General features: G+C 60.2%; 17 protein-coding genes and 5 tRNA genes. 4 read left to right on the forward strand and 18 right to left on the reverse strand.

Annotated features, from left to right (window positions below):
• Window position 1 precedes the first annotated feature (1 nt).
• The 11 genes from carA to rpsF all read right to left on the reverse strand — a co-directional run bounded on the left by carA (window position 2) and on the right by rpsF (window position 11478).
• Window positions 2-1441: a glutamine-hydrolyzing carbamoyl-phosphate synthase small subunit gene (carA, locus tag PMW70_RS06845; protein ID WP_271744338.1), complete on the reverse strand. Its 1440-nt coding sequence runs from the start codon at window positions 1439-1441 to the stop codon at window positions 2-4.
• Between the two features lie 207 nt (window positions 1442-1648).
• A complete protein-coding gene (locus tag PMW70_RS06850) occupies window positions 1649-2614 on the reverse strand; it encodes a hypothetical protein (RefSeq protein ID WP_117584038.1) in 966 nt (321 codons plus the stop codon).
• Between the two features lie 19 nt (window positions 2615-2633).
• Window positions 2634-4406, reverse strand: coding sequence for an ABC transporter ATP-binding protein (locus PMW70_RS06855; RefSeq protein WP_117756932.1), 1773 nt, complete (start codon window positions 4404-4406; stop codon window positions 2634-2636).
• Between the two features lie 247 nt (window positions 4407-4653).
• Window positions 4654-5349: an NUDIX domain-containing protein gene (locus PMW70_RS06860; RefSeq protein WP_187361800.1), complete on the reverse strand. Its 696-nt coding sequence runs from the start codon at window positions 5347-5349 to the stop codon at window positions 4654-4656.
• Window positions 5350-5370: 21 nt separating this feature from the next.
• Window positions 5371-6675, reverse strand: a complete 1305-nt coding sequence (gene purD / locus PMW70_RS06865; protein ID WP_117756931.1) for a phosphoribosylamine--glycine ligase — start codon at window positions 6673-6675, stop codon at window positions 5371-5373.
• A gap of 118 nt (window positions 6676-6793) precedes the next feature.
• Window positions 6794-8080, reverse strand: a complete 1287-nt coding sequence (locus PMW70_RS06870; RefSeq protein ID WP_022094075.1) for an adenylosuccinate synthase — start codon at window positions 8078-8080, stop codon at window positions 6794-6796.
• Window positions 8081-8173: 93 nt separating this feature from the next.
• Window positions 8174-9571, reverse strand: a complete 1398-nt coding sequence (gene dnaB / locus PMW70_RS06875; RefSeq protein ID WP_271744362.1) for a replicative DNA helicase — start codon at window positions 9569-9571, stop codon at window positions 8174-8176.
• A gap of 218 nt (window positions 9572-9789) precedes the next feature.
• Window positions 9790-10329, reverse strand: coding sequence for a 50S ribosomal protein L9 (rplI, locus tag PMW70_RS06880; protein ID WP_022094073.1), 540 nt, complete (start codon window positions 10327-10329; stop codon window positions 9790-9792).
• Window positions 10330-10344: 15 nt separating this feature from the next.
• A complete protein-coding gene (gene rpsR / locus PMW70_RS06885; RefSeq protein ID WP_271744341.1) occupies window positions 10345-10611 on the reverse strand; it encodes a 30S ribosomal protein S18 in 267 nt (88 codons plus the stop codon).
• 72 nt (window positions 10612-10683) lie between these two features.
• Window positions 10684-11136, reverse strand: coding sequence for a single-stranded DNA-binding protein (locus tag PMW70_RS06890; protein ID WP_006235830.1), 453 nt, complete (start codon window positions 11134-11136; stop codon window positions 10684-10686).
• A gap of 48 nt (window positions 11137-11184) precedes the next feature.
• Window positions 11185-11478: a 30S ribosomal protein S6 gene (gene rpsF / locus PMW70_RS06895; protein ID WP_006235831.1), complete on the reverse strand. Its 294-nt coding sequence runs from the start codon at window positions 11476-11478 to the stop codon at window positions 11185-11187.
• Between the two features lie 505 nt (window positions 11479-11983).
• Here rpsF and PMW70_RS06900 point away from each other — a divergent pair.
• The 4 genes from PMW70_RS06900 to PMW70_RS06915 all read left to right on the forward strand — a co-directional run bounded on the left by PMW70_RS06900 (window position 11984) and on the right by PMW70_RS06915 (window position 14583).
• Window positions 11984-12074, forward strand: a tRNA-Ser gene (locus tag PMW70_RS06900).
• A 48-nt stretch (window positions 12075-12122) separates the two neighbouring features.
• Window positions 12123-12213, forward strand: a tRNA-Ser gene (locus PMW70_RS06905).
• A gap of 428 nt (window positions 12214-12641) precedes the next feature.
• Window positions 12642-13331 (forward strand): trimeric intracellular cation channel family protein, encoded by a 690-nt coding sequence (locus PMW70_RS06910; RefSeq protein ID WP_233539158.1) that lies wholly within the window; start codon window positions 12642-12644, stop codon window positions 13329-13331.
• 106 nt (window positions 13332-13437) lie between these two features.
• Complete coding sequence (locus tag PMW70_RS06915) at window positions 13438-14583, forward strand: bactofilin family protein (RefSeq protein WP_117564022.1); 1146 nt, start codon at window positions 13438-13440, stop codon at window positions 14581-14583.
• A gap of 129 nt (window positions 14584-14712) precedes the next feature.
• On the opposite strand, the gene typA is transcribed toward PMW70_RS06915, so the two are convergent.
• From typA to PMW70_RS06950, 7 genes are all read right to left on the reverse strand, one after another.
• Window positions 14713-16551: a translational GTPase TypA gene (typA, locus tag PMW70_RS06920; protein WP_055287536.1), complete on the reverse strand. Its 1839-nt coding sequence runs from the start codon at window positions 16549-16551 to the stop codon at window positions 14713-14715.
• Between the two features lie 120 nt (window positions 16552-16671).
• Window positions 16672-17121, reverse strand: a complete 450-nt coding sequence (locus tag PMW70_RS06925) for a hypothetical protein (RefSeq protein WP_089572580.1) — start codon at window positions 17119-17121, stop codon at window positions 16672-16674.
• A gap of 30 nt (window positions 17122-17151) precedes the next feature.
• Entirely contained in the window at window positions 17152-17508 is a 357-nt protein-coding gene (locus tag PMW70_RS06930) for a hypothetical protein (RefSeq protein WP_117647793.1), read from the reverse strand.
• 30 nt (window positions 17509-17538) lie between these two features.
• Window positions 17539-18039, reverse strand: coding sequence for a bifunctional nuclease family protein (locus PMW70_RS06935; protein ID WP_195535197.1), 501 nt, complete (start codon window positions 18037-18039; stop codon window positions 17539-17541).
• A 159-nt stretch (window positions 18040-18198) separates the two neighbouring features.
• Window positions 18199-18275 (reverse strand) — tRNA-Ile (locus PMW70_RS06940).
• Window positions 18276-18279: 4 nt separating this feature from the next.
• Window positions 18280-18355 (reverse strand) — tRNA-Ala (locus PMW70_RS06945).
• Between the two features lie 67 nt (window positions 18356-18422).
• Window positions 18423-18499 (reverse strand) — tRNA-Ile (locus PMW70_RS06950).
• Window position 18500 lies beyond the last annotated feature (1 nt).

An 18500-nucleotide genomic window follows, 5' to 3' on the forward strand; every position in this document is an offset into this window, starting at 1 on the left:
GTTAGTTCTCCTCGGTCGCAGCGTTCTCGGACTCGGCGAAATTCCAGCCGGCGAGGCGGTCCTTCGCGGTGTCGATGTCCAGGTAGTTCTCCTCGCCGTCCATGAGTCGCGTAAAGGCGGTAAAGAGATAGTGGGCATCGGTGGGGCCGGGCGAAGCCTCGGGGTGGTACTGGACCGAGAAACACGGGGCGTCGAGCAGCTGGATGCCCTCGGCGGTGCCGTCGTTGAGGTTCACATGTGTCAGGCGAATGCGACCAAAGCGCTCGTTCATCACGACCGGCGCGACGCCGCGACGCACCCAGGCGCGCAGGTCGCCATCGGCCGCATGCTCGGTTTCGCCGCCGGAAAGCTCCGGAATCAGTTTGCCCAGACTGGGGAACAGCAGGCCAAAGCCGTGGTTTTGCGCGGTGATCTCCACGCGACGGCTCACCAGATTCATAACCGGCTGGTTACCGCCACGGTGACCGAATTTAAGCTTTTCCATTTGGGCGCCGCAGGCCAAGCTGATCATCTGGTGACCCAGGCAAATACCAAAGACCGGCACCTTGCCGATCAGCTGCTGCACCTGCTCGTAGGTCTCCACCACGGCATCGGGGTCGCCGGGGCCGTTGGACAAAAAGACGCCATCAGGATTCATGTCGAGCACCTGCTGGGCGGGCGTATCCCACGGCACGACGGTGAGGTCGCAGCCGGCACGGACCAGGCCCTCCAGAATACCGCGCTTCACACCGCAGTCGTAGGCGACCACTTTGTGACGGGCAGGAGCGGCAGCCACAAGCGCAAAGCCATGCGTGGCAGGCAGGTCGGCGGCCACAAGCTCGTGAGGCGCGGGACAGCTCACGGTCTTGACCAGGTTCTCGCCCACCAGCGTGGGCGCTGCGTCCAGACGCTCGGCGAGCTCGTCGACGTCGAAGATCTCTGTCGAGATAATGCCCATCTTGGAACCATTGTCGCGCAGATGGCGCACCAGAGCGCGGGTGTCGACACCCTCGATAGCGACGATGCCGTGAGCGCGCAGGTACTCCGGCACGCTGACGGCCGAGCGCCAGTTAGAAGGCGTGGCGCACATGTCGCGAACGATCATGCCGCGCATAGCCGGAGCGCTCGCAGGGCGCACGGCGTCGCCGGGGAAGGCCGACTGGACATCGGTCTCGTCGATACCGTAATTGCCGATCTGCGGATAGGTCATGGTTACAATTTGGCCGGCATAACTCGGGTCGGTCATGACCTCAAAGTAGCCCTCAAGCGAGGTGTTGAAGCAGACTTCGCCGGTCGCGGTGCCCTCGGCGCCGCATGCACGTCCATAAAAAATGGTCCCATCCTCAAGATACAGGATACAGGGACCGCAGGCGCCCTTGCTGGTTTTGGCCAGCATACGCTGGCAAAGCTCGCTGGGCGCGAAGGTGCGGGCGGCAGCGCCCGCGGTATGGTTGTTCGCCATAATTCTCCTTCCCGGTCTCACAGGACCGGCTTAAAGGTGTGTAGTTAGGCCTCGCGGTATTGTAACCGCAAGCATGCCTCATGGCGTTAATTTCATCGAAATGTTTACGAAATGATAATTATGACTTTCTATGCATAATGATTTTTTAATCCCCGTCCCGGAAAAATCATCCCGCGGGGCTTGTGGCTCACGCGGGATGATGGCGTCTTATTTTATCTTGTCCTGCTCCAGCAGTTCGGACGGTGTGCGATCGGGCTTGCCGCCGCGGAAAATCTCGCGGCCATGCAGACGATGCTCCAGGTCACGTTCGGCCTTTTCCTCGTCAATCTTGGTCTGGCTCACCACCGGGTCCTCAATCAACGACGACACCGAGTTCACCTGCTTCTGAATGCGCTCGGCGATGGTGTCATCCATACTCACGATGCGCATCTTCCAGTCGATACTCGTAGCGTTGGATGAGCTCTTGGTCCACACGAACGTCAGGATGGCGCTCTGGTGGCCCTGGGCGGGAAACATGCCAAAGAAGGAATCGTGCTGAATGTTGCTATCCTCGTCGATATAGGCGTGAACGTTATACACCACGCGGTCGATCTTATCGTTGAGCAACGCGTTGGTCGCAAGCGCCGCGGCCTGAATCTGCCCGTTGGACAGCAGCTCGAGCTCGTTGGCAGACGATGTGTCCAACACCGTCACCTCGACCGTGCCCGTACGCTCATCGGCTTCATCGACGGTAAAGTCGAGCGGGAACTGCGTAAAGCCGTTGCCCCACTCAAGGCCGCCCTTCAGCGCCGTCGAAACGGTATCGACCGAAACGCTCTCGGACAGGTTGGCGGTGTTCAGGCGACGCATCACGCCGTAGCCAATCTGCATGCCCACAATCAGCACCAAGATGCCAATGACCACGGCCATCGCGGTCTTCGTAATGGTATGACTCACCTGCGAACCCGAAGGATCATCCTCGGACAGCGGGTCGATATGTTTTGCCTGGCTCGCGCGGTCCTCGCTGCGCAGCTGCGCTAGCGCCGCTTTGTCACCGCGCTTGGCCGCAGCCTCCTTCTCACGCATGCGCTCGGTTCGCTTTTTGGCAAGCGTGGGATCCAAGACACCGGATGCATCGATTTCGGAGAATAACTCCGTCACTTCTTCCGGAGTCAAAGGGTTCTTGTCAGCCATAAACTTCCTGTCATATCAATCAGTCGAGCTCGTGCGCACGCGCACCTTCGAACTGCATTCGATAGTAACGGGCATAGGTGCCGCCACGGGCGAGAAGCTGTTCATGCGTGCCACGTTCCACAACGCGACCATGCTCAACGGTCGCAATCTCATCGGCGTGTTTAATGGTCGAGAGACGGTGGGCGATGATGATTGTGGTACGGCCGCGTGCCAGCTCTTCGAGCGACTCCTGGACCGCCTCCTCGCTCTCGTTATCCAAAGCACTCGTCGCCTCGTCCAAAATCAGGATCTTGGGGTTCTTGAGAAACACGCGCGCAATGGCAACGCGTTGCTTCTGTCCGCCCGAAAGACGGCTGCCACGCTCGCCCACGACCGTGTCATAACCCTGTGGAAGCGACTCGATAAAGGCATCGATGTTGGCGCGACGGGCGGCCTCGGCGATCTCTCCTGCCGTAGCGCCCGGCTTGCCGTAGGCGATGTTCTCGCCAATCGTGCCGTCAAACAGATAGACATCCTGCTGCACCAGGCCGATGGCGCGACGCAGGCTCTGCTGCGTCACATCGCGCACGTCCTGGCCGTCGATGCTAATGGATCCGGCAGCCACGTCATAAAAGCGCGGCAGCAGCGAACAGGTCGTGGACTTGCCGCCGCCCGAAGGGCCAACCAAAGCGATGGTCTGCCCAGGCTTGATGGACAGATTCATATGGTCGATAACGGGACGCTCTTCGGCATCGCCCTCGCCCAGCTCAACGTCCTCGTAGTTAAAGCACACGTCGTGATACTCCACGGCGCCGGCAGTCACCTGCAGATCCGTAGCGCCCGGCTTGTCCTGGATATCCGGCGCGGTCGAGAGCACCTCGTCCATGCGCTTAAAGCCGGCGATGGCCTTCTGATACGTTTCGGCCGAATTGACGAGTGTCTCGAGCGGCGTGCAGAACAGCGAAATATAGAGTGCAAAGGTCGCCATATCGACCGCCTGCAGCTGTCCCTGGGCGACCAGCCAGCCGCCCAGCAGCACCACGATCACATAGAGCACACCCGAGAGCAGGCCATACGTCGCGGTATAGACGCCCATGGCGTGATACATGTTCTCCTTGGACGAAAGATAGCGATTGTTGGAGGCGCGGAACTTGAAGCGTTCGGTCTCCTCATTGGCAAAACTCTTGACCACGCGCATGCCCGCCAGCGAATCCTGCAGCTGCGCATTGATGCCGCTGATCTTTTTGCGGTTGTCGCTAAAGACCTCGCGCATGCGCATGTTCTGCCAAAACATGATGACCGCAAACGCCGCCGTCACCACGGCCATGGCGAGCGCCAGCACCGGGGCGATGGTAAAGAGGATCACAAACGAGCCGATAATCTCGATGCCGCAGATGATGATCCACTCGGGCACGTGGTGCGCCGCCTCGCAGATATCGAACAGGTCGTTGACCACGCGGCTCATCATGTCGCCCGAGCTGTTGCGGTCAAAGTACGCAAAGCTAAAGCGCTCATACTGGTCAAACAGGTCCTCGCGCATCTTGGACTCCATACGCGCGCCCATCACGTGACCCCAATAGCTCACAAAATAGCGGCAGGCGCAGCGGGCGGCATACATCAGCACCAAGCCCACCGCAATCATGCCGAGCGCCTGCATAATGACAGCCTGACCCTGAGTAAAGAGCCCACCGGTCAAATTGCGCAGGATAATGGGGAACGCCAGGTCAATGGCGGCAAGCACCAGAGCACAAACAGTATCAGCAACAAAAAGCCCCATCTGGGGCTTGTAGTACGAAAGAAACCTTTTAAACATGCAATCCTCGAAGAGAAATAAATAGCGTGAGAAATCCGGTTGAACCGGTCAGGCTGAAAACAAAGCGTCCCAACAAGCATAACGCCGATGTTCTGGCAGCGTCAGCGAAAACGTCCCTAAGCGAGCAAGGTGCCTTGAAAGAGGAGCGACGCGTACTTCGGTACGCGAGCGGCGATTGAAAGGCAGATTGCCGCTTAGGGGCGTTTGCAGCGTCGACTCGTTACGCGGTTTGGTAAAACCGCGTAACCTAGAGCTCCGCGCCCCCAAGGCGATGCGCGATGCTATCGCAGGCCAAGGCGCCCACGACGGTCTTGGCGTCTTCGATCTTGCCGTCGAGCACGGCGTCGATCAGCTCGTGCAGCGGCACCAGGTCAACGTTGACAAACTCGTCATCGTCGGGGCTGGGCGCATCAAACTCCAGCTTGGTAGCCAAGTAGATGTGAATGATCTCGTCGCAAAAACCGCAGGACGTGACAATCGACGTCAAAAAGCGAATGCGACCGGCCCTAAAGCCCGTCTCCTCGTGTAGCTCGCGCTTAGCGCAATCGAGTGGGTCCTCGCCCGGGTCGAGCTTGCCGGCGGGAATCTCGACCGTCACGCGGTCGATGGCGGTGCGGTACTGACGCACCAGTACGATCTTGCCGCTCTCGGTCAGCGCCACAACGGCCGCCGCACCCGGATGGCGAACGATATCGCGGGCACTGCGGCGACCGTTGGGCAGCTCAACCTCAAGACGGTGGACGTCGAGGATCTTGCCCTTCCAGGCGCACTCCTCCGAAAGAATCTTCTCGTGCAGCTCGGCATCGTGCGGGTCGTCGTCGCCCAGCACCAGCGCCGGCTCGTCAGCGACCTCGCCACCAGGTTCGCCCTCGGCGTGCCCATACATGCGGCTGTCCTCCTCGACGATCTGTGCGTCCACGAGCTCTTCGTTCTTCTCGTCCATCCGTCTCATTCCTCTCGGATTTTAGGCATCCCAGGCGTCGCGGCCGCGCAGCGCACGCAGGCCGATGTCGTGGCGCAGGGTCTTACCCTCAAAATCAATCTTCTCGCAGGCCTCGTAGGCAAGGTTGCGAGCGTTCTCGAACGTGTCGCCCAGAGCGGTCACGGCAAGCACGCGGCCACCATTGGTCACGAGCTGGCCGTCCACCACGGCAGTGCCCGCGTGGTACACGGTCACGTTCTCCATGGCCTCGGCATCGGCAATACCGGTGATGACCTTGCCCTTCTCGTAGCTGCCGGGATAGCCCGCACTCGTCAGGACAACGGCCACGGCCCACTCGTCACGCCAGTCGAGCTCAATCTGATCGAGCTCGCAGTTGGCGCAGGCCAGCATGACCTCGACCAGGTCGTTCTTAAGGCGCGGGAGCACGACCTGCGTCTCGGGGTCGCCAAAGCGGGCGTTGAACTCCAGCACCTTGGGGCCGGCGGGGGTGAGCATAAAGCCGCCATACAGGCAGCCGCGGTAGTCGATGCCCTCGGCAGCAAGCTCGGCAACGGTCTGCTCCATGACCGCCACCATGGTGGCGTGCTCCTCGTCGGTCACGATGGGCACCGGGCTGTAGACGCCCATGCCGCCGGTGTTGGGACCCTTGTCGCCCTCGAGCGCGCGCTTGTGGTCCTGCGAGGTGGCCATGGGGCGCACGGTCTTGCCGTCGGTAAAGGCCAAAAGCGAGCACTCGGGGCCGGTCAGCATCTCCTCGATAACCACGGTGTTGCCGGCATCGCCAAAGGTGCCGCCAAAGCACTCGCGCACGGCCTCCTCGGCCTGCTCAAGTTCGATCGCCACGATGACGCCCTTGCCCGCGGCAAGGCCGTCGGCCTTGACGACCAGCGGGGCGCCCTGCTCGCGCACGTAGGCGAGAGCCGAAGCCTCGTCGGTAAACGAGCCGTAGGCTGCCGTCGGAATGCCCGCGCGCTCCATGAGCTGCTTGGAGAACAGCTTGGAGCCCTCCATCTGGGCGCCCTCGGCACCCGGGCCAAAGCAGAGAATACCTGCCGCGCGCACGGCGTCGGCCACGCCCGCCACGAGCGGAGCCTCGGGGCCAATTACCACGAGTCCGCATCCGTGGCTCTGCGCAAACGCCGCCACGGCCGCAGGATCGCAGTCGTCGAGAACAACGTTCTCGCCGCAGCTCGCGGTGCCGCCGTTGCCCGGCGCGATGTAGAGCTTGCCGGCGCGCGGTGATGCCGCGAGCTTAGCTGCCAAAGCATGCTCACGGCCGCCGCTGCCCAACAACAGGATGTCGATGGTTTGAGTGTCCGCCTTCAAGGGTGCCTCCTCTATGGATGAATGGCCCGCTCCGCGCGAGCCCTTTGCAAGCAAATATACCCCTCGGCCGCCCGTCCGGGCTGCAAAGGGGTATATCGCAATAACCAAATAGTCCCGATTACTTCCAGAATCGGTTGATGATCTGCTCGCGACCAGCGCCAACGCCAATAAACGTCACGCGGGTGTGTGCCAGATCCTCGATAAACGCCACGTAGTCCTGAGCCTCTTGCGGCAGCTCATCAAAGCTGCGGCAACCGGTGATGTCGCACTTCCAGCCGGGGAGTTCCTCGTAGATGGGCTTGGCATGCTCAAAGCGCACCTGATGCTCGGGCACGCTGGTGTAGCGCTCGCCATCGACGTCGTAGGCCACGCACACCTTGATGGTGTCGAAGGCCGAAAGCACGTCGAGCTTGGTCACGGCGATGTCGGTGAGGCCGTTGACGCGCGAGGCATAGTTGGCGATAGGGCCGTCAAACCAGCCGCAACGACGACGGCGACCGGTGGTCACGCCGTACTCATAGCCCTCCTCGGTCAGCGTGTGGCCGGCCTCGGACTCATAGGAAAGCTCGGTGGGCATGGGGCCCGAACCGACGCGGGTGATATAGGCCTTCATGACGCCCAGCACGCGGTCGACGTTCTTCATGCCCACGCCAGAACCGGTGATGGCGCCGCCGGCGGTGCAGTTGGAAGACGTCACGTACGGATAGGTGCCGTGATCGATGTCGAGCAGCGTCGCCTGGGCGCCCTCAAACAGCAGGTCCTTGCCCTCATCGATCATGTTGTTGAGCAGCAGGCTCGTCTCGGTGATGTAGGGACGCAGGCGCTCGGCCATGGGCAGGTACTCGTCGCAAATCTGGTCCACGGTGTAGGTGGGCAGGTTGTAGATGAGCTCGAGCTCGGGGTTCACGCGGGCAAGAGCGGTCTCCAGCTTGTCGCGGAACAGTGCCTCGTCCAGCATGTCCTGCATGCGCAGGCCGATGCGGGCCATCTTATCCTGGTAGCACGGACCGATGCCGCGCTTGGTGGTACCGATGTTCTTCTTGCCGAGCTTCTGCTCAAAGGCGCCATCCAGATCGATGTGGTACGGCATGATGACATGCGCATTGCCGCTAATCTTGAGGTTCTTGGTGGTGATGCCGTCGGCCTCGAACATGTCGATCTCCTCAAGGACAACCTTGGGGTTGACGACGCAGCCGTTACCGATCACCGACACGTGGTCGGAATACATGATGCCGGAGGGCACCTGGTGCAGGCCGTACTTCTTGCCGTTGACGACGATGGTGTGGCCGGCGTTGTTGCCGCCCGAGTAGCGCACGACGGCATCGAAGTCGCCGGCGACCAGGTCGCAAATCTTACCCTTGCCCTCATCGCCCCACTGGGCACCGACCAAAACGGTTGACGGCATGTTTACTCCTTACATTCATGGACTGTCTACGCGCCACGCCGGCACGCAGAAGCACAAAACATTCCCAGTATACCCGTGCAACGGGCGCCTGTCCTACTCCTCGGCATGTGCCCCATCAAGCTCATAGAACTTGGTGGATGCCGGCAGGAACATCAGGTCGACGTCGCCGATCGGGCCCGAACGGTTCTTGGCCACGACGATACGCGTAACGCCCTCGTCGGGTCGATCGTCGCGCGAGGCTTCGGCCTCGTCGGCGGAGCGGTCCAAGAACATAACGATATCGGCGTCCTGCTCGATGGAGCCCGATTCACGAAGGTCGGAAAGCTGCGGGCGCTTGCCGGTACGGGATTCGACCTGACGCGAGAGCTGCGACAGCGCAATGAGCGGGATCTTGAGCTCCTTGGCCATGATCTTCAGACCACGCGACATCTCGGAGACCTCGACGGTACGGCTCTCGGAGCGGCGTCCCGGCGGAGGACTCACCAGCTGCAGGTAGTCCAGGATGATGATGGCCTTCTCCTTGTTGTGGAGCATGCGGCGGCTCTTGGCGCGAATCTCGGTCACTGTGGTGCCAGGCGTATCGTCAATCAGAATATCGAGCTTGGACAAGGTCTGCGTGGCCTCGTTGATATTGGCCCACTGCTCGGGGCTAATGCGGCCCATGCGGAAGTCACTGATCGAGATCATGGCGTAGGCGCAAATCAGGCGCTGGGCAATTTCCTTGCCCGACATCTCCAGCGAGAAGAAGCCGACGGTATAACCGGCAGCGGCAGCGTTGAGCGCCAGATTCAGGGCGAACGACGTCTTACCCACAGCAGGGCGGGCGCCGATGATGATGAGCTGACCCTCGCGGAAACCCATGAGCATGCGGTCGAGCGATGGGAAACCCGTGGGCACGCCCGCAGCCTGGCCACCGGCCTGGCACACTTCCTCGGCCTCGTTATAGGCCTCGACCATAAACTCGGTCAGCGTCTTGTAGCTCGACTTAACCTCGCGCGCCGTGACCTTGAGCAGCTTGCTCTCGGCTAGCTCCACGACCTCTTTGGTGTCGGTGGGGGCGTTATATGCCAGCGCGTTGATCTCGTTGGTGGCGCCGATCAGCTCACGCAGCATCGAATCGCGGCGAACGATGGCGGCATGGTGCTGCCAGTTCACGAGCGAAAGGGTCTGACCCATCAACTCCAAAATGTAGGCCTCGCCGCCCACGGCATCAAGCTTGTTGATGCTTCGCAGGTAATCGATCAGCGAGATGGAGTCGATGGGAATGCGGCTGTTGTACATATCGACCATCGCGGTATAGATGGTCTTATGAATGGGCCGGTAGAAGTCATCGGGCTGCAGCTCGACCTGCGCCTCTTCGACCACCTCGGGCGATAGCAGCATAGCGGCCAGCACATTGGCCTCTGCATCTTGGTTTTGGGGAAGACCCAACTTTGAGCCGCGGTCCTCAACCGTCAGCCCGGCCTCCCTATCGTCATACGCCATGAGCATCCTCATTCATATCGCTTGCGAGCATCCATAGTATCAGCCACGGTCCCAAAACGCGCCGCGCGCCGCCAATCATCACCGAACCAAACGGATGAACGGTCCTGTATATAGGACTTCGACGCAACGTTCACCATGACACTCACTCAGCGCAAAAAACAAAAGGGCGCCCTGGTTTCCCAGAGCGCCCTTCTTAGAACAAGATTGTTGCGTTGCAGCAAATGCTACTCGGCAGCAGCCTCAGTCTCGACCTCGGCGGTCTCGGCCTCGGCGACCTCAGCGGCCTCCTCGACCTCAGCCTCGGCAGCGAGCTCCTCGGCGGTAACGCCGACGAGAACGACAACCTCGGCCTTGATCTCGCGGTACAGCGAGATGGCAACGGTGTGGGCACCGGCAACCTTGATGGGCTTACCGAGTTCGACGCGCTTGCGGTCGATGTCCATACCGAGCTGAGCCTTGATGGCGTCAGCGATCATAGCGGCGGTAACGGAGCCAAAGAGGATGCCCTCGTCGCCGACCTTGACGTCAACGGTGACCGTCTTGCCCTCGAAGGCAGCCTTGGTCTCGTTGGCGGTAGCCAGACGGACGGCCTCGCGCTTGGCGATGTTGTTGCGACGCTCGTCAAGCTGCTTGAGGTTGCCCTTGGTGGCGGCAACAGCGAGCTTCTTGGGGAACAGGAAGTTCTCAGCGTAACCCTGAGCGACCTCTACGACGTCACCCTCGCCGCCCTTGCCCTTGATCTCATCGAGAAGAATAACCTTCATGATGCGTCTCCCTTCTTAGCCGCGGTCGCGGTTGCCACGAGAGGAAACCACGGGGACGGTGTACGGCAGGAGTGCCATCTCGCGGGCGCGCTTGATGGCATTGGCGATGTCATGCTGATGCTGCGTGCAAGCGCCAGTGACGCGACGGGGCTTGATCTTGCCACGGTCGGTCATGTACTTACGGAGAAGCTGAGTGTCCTTATAGTCGATGAACTCAGTGTTCTCCTTGCAGAACTGGCAGTACTTACGACGCGGCTGACGTGCAGAAATATCATTAGCCATGTCAAAATACCTTTCATTTGGCAACTTCGGCGAACCGAAGCCGCCTCTCACTCAAAAATAGGTGAACAACCCTTAGAACGGGATGTCCTCATCGTAGACGTCGACCGCGGGCGGCGTAGCCACCGGTGCGGCAGGACGTGCTGCGGGCGCGGGAGCTGCGGGGGCGTAACCGCCCTGATCGTAGCCACCCTGGCCACCACGGGAGCTCATAAACTCGATCTCATCGACGATGACCTCAAGCTTGCTCCGGCGCTGGCCGTCGCGCTCCCAAGAGCTGTAGCGCAGCTTGCCCTCGATCGCGACCTTGTTTCCCTTTGCCAGGAAACGGCTCACGGCCTCGGCGCGGGTGCCGAACATGGTGCAGTCGACAAAGTTGGGATAGTCCTCCCACTCGCCAGTCTGCGCGTTGCGGCGACGATCGTTCACGGCGACGCCAAAGGACAGAACCTGGGTTCCGCCGGCGGTGGCGCGCAGCTCGGGATCGCGGGTGAGGTTACCGGTGATGTTCACTCGATTGATGCTCATAACTCACTACTTCCTCTTGGGGCACAAGCCCAGTCCAAAACGACAGTCTTACTCCTGGTCGTCACGACGGACGATCATGTGGCGGACCACAGCGTCGGTGATGCGCAGGACGCGATCAAGCTCGGCGATCTGGGTAGGATCTGCGTGGAAGTTGATGAGGGTGTAGTCACCATCGGTGAGGTCGTTGATCTCGTAGGCGAGCTTGCGCTTGCCCCACTCGTCAACGGAGTCGACCTTGCCAGCGCCCTCAGCGATCGTGGTATCGATACGCTTCATAACAGCGAGACGAGTCTCGGGGTCGAGCGACGGGTCAACAAAGAACAGCAGTTCATAAGCCTTCATATTGTCACCTCCTCTGGGCAAATGTGGCTTCAGGTCGTGAAGGTGCGCCTGAAGCAGGAAAAGACTTGGTAATAATATCTTTCAACCTCCTAGGCCGCAAGAATATGCAGCTACAACCTCATGACCTCCACATATGCCCATATTCGCACGACGTTTCATGCGCATTCCAACCAAATGCCGACCAAGAGCTTGACGGATTTGTGGACAAGATACGGTGCCGCGGGGACAAGCTGAGCCAAGCCGCAGGTTAACGGGCACAAGGCTGTGGTCGCAAAATGCATACCAGTGGCCCACAGCACCACCCAAAGATTTTTAAATTCATTGCCAAGTCGCTTATGAATACCCTTTTTTGAACAATTGAGTTGATCAACCACGCTGGTCGGAAGCCGTTTTTTGGCACTTTAAACCCCACTGCAACGTCAAGCGCGGCAAGGCGTTTTAAAAAATGCCAACTTTTCTGTTTGCACTTTGCGATTCCTCGTGTATACTGACTTTCGCATTTAACGGAGAGTTGTCCGAGTGGCCGAAGGAGCACGATTGGAAATCGTGTAGGCGTCAAAAGCGTCTCCAGGGTTCAAATCCCTGACTCTCCGCCAGTTAATTCCAAAGCAGGCCTTCGAGCCTGCTTTGTTTTTACCCCACGCGGAGGGGTGGCAGAGTGGTTGAATGCGGCGGTCTCGAAAACCGTTTGGCCTGTATAAGGTCACGAGGGTTCGAATCCCTCCTCCTCCGCCATTTTGGTTGAGAAAGCTCCCGAAAACGGGGGCTTTTTTGTTTAGAGTCCCTTACAAACAAATACGGCGGAGGAGGAGGGATTCGAACCCGTCAGGACGCGGAGCGTAAAGAAAACGCGCCAGTGGCGCGTTTTTAGCGCAGCGCGGTCGGCATAAGCCGACCGAATAAATTTTGAGCTCCGCTCAAAATTTGGACATCCCTCCTATTCAGCCACGTCCCCCATTGCTTTCGATTTCACCTTGAATCTCAAACATGTACATCACCCTCCAAAAACAACATTTTTCGGCATCTTTGGAGGCTGATGTACATGTTTGGTACCCATGACCGTTCCCAGTCCCTACCGTTTGCCGAGCAATAGGGTCTCAATCGCCGCCAACCATGTACTATGTACGGGCATTGTTCAAACCCGAGAATCAAAGGACCTCATCTTGCCCGTCGTCGCCGCTATGACTGTTACTTCACACGCCTCGGATGCCATGGTCGCTATCCCATTTTGGCTCGAGATGTTCGCCGTTGTCGCGGCATCGATCTCGGGCGTGCTGGTCGCTCGCGAGCACAAGCTCGACCTGGTGGGCGCGGTCGCGCTCGCGGTGGTCTGCGGTCTGGGCGGCGGTCTTTTGCGCGATATGACGCTCCAGGTCGGCAACGTCTACATCCTCAACCAGCCCATGGCACTACCGCTCTCCATCGCCACAGCCGCCATCATCTATATCTTCCCGGCAATCGTCGATAAGCCCGAAAAACTCATTCCCCTGCTCGACATCATCTCGGTCGGCATCTATGCAGCAACCGGCGCGGACAAGGCGTTGGTGTACGGATTTGCGCCCGCCGTATGTATCATGATGGGCTTCTTTACCGCCGTGGGCGGCGGCATGCTGCGCGACGGCTTTATGGGCGTGGTCCCGGGCATTTTCCAACGCACCAACTTCTATGCCATCGCGGCCATCGCCGGATCGGCAAGCTATGTAGCCCTCGTCATGAGCGGCCTCATGAGCAATGTTGCCGCGCTGGTCGTATGCGTTGTGGTGACCATGGGGCTGCGTTGGCTATCACTGCGCTTTGACATTAAAAGCCCTACCGAGGAAGACATCGCGCGCTTTTTGCACCGTAAAAAGTAGGTAGCACAGCACAACCCCTCGAAATGCAACCGAGAGATTCTTTTAGAGCGCCCGCGCGTTGGGTACCCTGTTAGATACCTGTCGAGTATCTAACGAAGGATTCACTATGCCTTGCAACCAAGTACCGTCGATCCGGCGCCACAAAGCGCAGGCCCGCATCACCATCCTATTCGCGCTGATTGCGCTCGCGCTCACCGCACTTCCCACGGTGTCGTTCGCCGGCACCGACACCGCGGGAAACGTGCTCGCAACCGAAGTTGACTCAACTCCGTCCGGTATCGAAGGCGACCTGTACTGGGCCGGCCAAAGTCTCAACCTAGACGACGCCTCCATCGGCCGCGATATTATCGCGGCGGGTGAGAACCTGTCGATTCGCGATTGCACCGTAGGCGGCGCCGTTCGTCTGGCGGCACGCACCATCGATATCGCCAAAACCGCAATCGATGGCAGCGTCACGGTGGCCGGCCAGCACGTCGTGCTCAACACCGGCAGCACCGCCAACTGTTTTTACGCGGCAGGCGAAACGGTCGCCCTGCGCGGCTCCGCCAAATCGGCGGCGCTTGCCGGCGACACCGTAACCATCGACGGCACCGTCGATGGCGATGTTGAGGTCTGGGCCGACAAGCTCATCCTGGGTAAAAACGCCCGCATCACCGGCACGGTGAACGCCCACGTCTCACAGGACCCCGAGCGGGCCGAGGGCGCCCAGGTCGGAGCTCTCAAGATCGACCGGACCGAGAACGAGAACACCTCTACGGCCAACGACATTATCGGCGGCATCGTTGCCGCGGCGCTTTCCACCTGCTTTGTCGCCATCCTGCTTGAGCTTGTCTTTCCACGCGCAACCGCCAGCGCTGCCGGCATGCTCCATCAGCGTCCCATGCCGCTGTGGGTAAGTGGTCTTCTGGGCACGGTCGCCGTCGCTCCCGCCGTGCTGCTGCTCATCATCTCGATTGCAGGCCTGTCGCTCGCCGCCGCCCTCATGTGCGGCGTCATCGGCATCGCTTTGGTCTCGGCGGCATTTACGGGCACCGCGGTCGCGCGCATGGTCGGACACAACCAAAACCGCTACGCCATGGCCGCCGTGGGCGGTATCGTCGCGGGCGCACTCACGGCACTTCCTCTTATGGGCAACTTTGTCAGCGGTGTAGCCTTCGTCTTCACGCTCGGCTACGCCATCCAGATCATCTGGCGCAACGCCCACCTCAAGCCGCAGCAGCCGGCTAACACGCCAGGACTCCCCACCGCCTAGCCGCCAACCACCACAAAAGGGCCAGGCACCTTTGTGGTGGCGCAAAGCAACCTGATCCCATTGCACCAAAAAGGGCGCCGACCATTGCGGTCGACGCCCTTTCTTATTGGCAGTTATAAGCCCCAGCGCTTATTTGTTGACCTGGCCGGCGCGGACGGCTGCCTTCTTACGGTCGGTGGCGTTGAGCAGACGCTTGCGCAGGCGGATGTTCTTGGGAGTAATCTCCACCAGCTCGTCGTCGGCGATGTACTCCAGCGCCTCCTCCAGAGAGAAGGTGCGAGGCGGCACCAGCTGCACGGAGATGTCGGAGGTCGAGGAACGCTGGTTGCCCAGGTTCTTGGTACGGGCGATGTTGACGACCATGTCGCCGGCCTTGCTGCGCTCGCCCACGATCATGCCCTCGTAGCACTCGGTGCCCGGCTCAACAAACAGCTGGCCGCGCTCCTGCAGCGTGCCCAGGGCATAGGCAACGGCCTTCTCGGTGGTCATGGAGATCATGGCACCGTTCTGACGGTTGCCGATCTCGCCGGCGTAGGGACCGTACTCCAGGAAGGTGTGGTAGAACACGCCCTCGCCGTGGGTGACGTTCATGATGCGGTTCTTAAGGCCCATGATGCCACGCGTCGGGATCTTAAACTCAAGGTGCGTCACGATGCCCGAGGTATCCATGCTCGTCATGATACCGCCGGAGGTACCGAAGACCTCAACGACCTTGCCCGAGTACTCGTCCGGGCACTCGACGACGGCCTGCTCGACGGGCTCCATCTTGTTGCCGTTCTCGTCCTTCTTAAACAGAACGCGGGGACGGCCGACCTGGAACTCAAAGCCCTCGCGGCGCATGGACTCCATCAGGACGGACAGGTGCAGGATGCCGCGGCCCGAGACCTCGACGCCGCTCTTGTCCTCGAGCTCCTCGATCTTCATGGTCACGTTGTTCTCGGCCTCGTTGAACAGGCGCTCCTTGAGCTGACGGGCGCCCACGATGTCGCCGTCGCGACCGACGAGCGGGGAGGTCGAAGCCTCAAAGACGATGGACAGAGTCGGCGGGTCGATCTCGATGGGCTCGAGCTCAACGGGGTTCTCGGGGTCGGTGTAGACATCGCCGATATCGGTGCGGTCAATACCGACAACGGCGGCAATGTCGCCGGCGCCGACTTCCTGGCACTCGGTGCGGCCCAGGTAGTCGAAGGTAAAGAGCTGCTTGACGGTAGCAGTTGCGCTGGAGCCGTCGTTCTTGACAACCAGGATCTGATCGCCCTGGTGAATGGCGCCGGAATACACGCGACCGATGCCGATGCGGCCGACAAAGTTGGAGTGGTCGATGGTCACGCACTGCATGGCCAGCGGGGCGTTCTCGTCAACCTCGGGGGCGGGCATGTCGTCGATGATCATATCAAGCAGCGGATACATGTCCATGTTGCCGTCGTTGGGGTCAAGACGGGCAAAGCCGTTCATGGCGCTGGCGTAGACCACGTGCTCCATGGCGAACTCGAGCTGGTCGTCGGTGGCACCCAGGTCGGCCATAAGGTCCAGGCAGTCGTTGTAGGCCTTCTCGGGGTTGGCGCCCGGACGATCGATCTTGTTGATAACGATCATGATCTTGAGGCCGGTGTCGATAGCGTGACGCAGCACGAAGCGGGTCTGGGGCATGGGGCCCTCAAAAGCGTCAACCAGCAGCAGGGCGCCGTCGGCCATACGCAGCACGCGCTCGACCTCGCCGCCAAAGTCGGCGTGGCCCGGGGTGTCGATGACGTTGATCTTGACGTCCTTGTACTCGATAGAGATGTTCTTGGCGAGAATCGTAATGCCGCGCTCGCGCTCCTGGTCGTTGGAGTCCAGGACGCGGTCCTCGACCTGCTGGTTGGCACGGAAGGCGTCCGTGGCACGCAGGAGCTTGTCGACCATCGTCGTCTTGCCGTGGTCGACGTGGGCGATGATGGCGATGTTCCTCAGATTGTCTACGCGCATGTAGTTCCCCTATCTTCTATCCATAATATACAAACGGCACGCGTATGCGGCCCGCCCAGCGATACAACGCTCAGCGGGAATATTGAGCCTTTTACCGAAAACTCGTTTATTTTAGCGATTTTAGATAAGAGGGGTTTCCTCACCTGCAGGTTCAGGGTCGCTCCACATAAAACCATCGCCGGCACCCATGCCCTCATACAGCACGTATGCCGAAAAACCGCTCTCGAGCGTGGTTTCGAAGAAGCTCACGAGCAGGGCGTCGTGATAGCCGCCGTCAATTTCGACACAACCGGTGTAGCCGATGGCATAGCGGGCGATGCGGCCCAGGCCCTCGTCCTTAAGACCCATCTTGTGCTCGGAGATAAAGTTGGTGGCCGCCTCGAGGCACGCCTCCTCGCCATCCTCATCGAGCGCCGCCAGATAACGGTTGGAAGCAGCGTCCTCGATCGCCACAACTACACCCGGATTCTCGCCGGCGGCAAGGTCGTCCAAGAACGCACCAATCAGGTCACACACCATGGCGTCGAGCTCGGCGGAGACGTTACCGGCGTCCTGCATATCCTGTGCCATCTTTAGACCTTCCCATCGAGTCTGGCGTCGTTACAGTTCTTGTGCCTCGGCAGCGATCTTGGCGGCAGCGTCGCGGGCGCGCATCATATCCATCGCGCGCTTGTCGAGTACCTTGATCTGGCTGGTCAGCATTACTGCATCGACCACACCCCAGATTACCAAGCCTGTTGAAATCGAAAACCCAAGCGCACCAACTGTACCACGAAGGCGCGAACAGATTGCCGCGACAAGGACGGAGACGACAACCATCTTGATAAACGAGCCGCGGCGCTCGCGAAGCGTGCGGGCCTGCGTCACATAGGCAATGCGAGCCGCCTCAGAAGCCTCCGAGCGCATCTGGGCTTCACGCGCGATGGCGGCCGCTTCAGCCGATACGCGGGTACCCATCAGCGACCTCTCCGCTCGCGTGCCAGACATTTAGAAGTCATCGGGGGAAAGCGTATGGACGAACTCGTCGAACTTCTCGAACTCCTGCTCGTCGTCGACATCCTCGGCGTGGGTGGAAACAGTGCCCAGGCGATTCATGATGTCGTCCTCCACAAACATGGGGGCATTGCTGCGCACGGCAAGGGCAATGGCGTCACTGGGGCGGGCGTCGATCTTGCGCTCGGCGCCATCGGCCAGTACGACGATCGTCGCGTAGAACACCGGCGGCTCGGCGCGAACGATCTCGATGCGCTCGAGCTTGGCGCCCAGGGCGTCAACGGTATCGAGCAGCAGGTCATGGGTAATCGGGCGCTCGGCGCGGCCGCTATCGATGCCGCGGCTGATGGCAGCAGCTTCAAACGAACCAGTCTGAATGGAAAGGGAGCGCAGTGGCGCGGGCGAGTCCGATTTGCTGCTGCGCTCACGAAGCACGATAAGCGATGGCACGGGACCGGCGGCCATGACGATGGTCTCTATGTCGACACGAACCATGGAACACCTCCGGTACGTAGCGGTTAACACGCGGCAGCCCGCCGCATTGAATAGCTATACTACCCAATCTTTCGCCCAGCACACAAAACCAAAATGAGATTTATCGCAGACAAGAAAAAAGCCCCGAGGCAATTGCCCCGAGGCTCTTCACAGTTTTGATGGTGGACCTGACAAGATTCGAACTTGTGACCTCCCGGTTATCAGCCGGACGCTCTAACCAACTGAGCTACAGGTCCATCATGGTGGAGGTTAGGGGGATCGAACCCCTGACCTCAGGCTTGCAAAGCCCGCGCTCTCCCAGCTGAGCTAAACCCCCACGGAGACAGTAATAAACACCCCAGCGGCGACTCGGCTCTCGCTGGGGTGTTTATTGCGAAAGAAAGTGGTGGACCTGACAAGATTCGAACTTGTGACCTCCCGGTTATCAGCCGGACGCTCTAACCAACTGAGCTACAGGTCCA

Origin of the sequence: Collinsella aerofaciens, assembly GCF_028209625.1 — a bacterium.
GTDB lineage: Bacteria > Actinomycetota > Coriobacteriia > Coriobacteriales > Coriobacteriaceae > Collinsella > Collinsella aerofaciens_AM.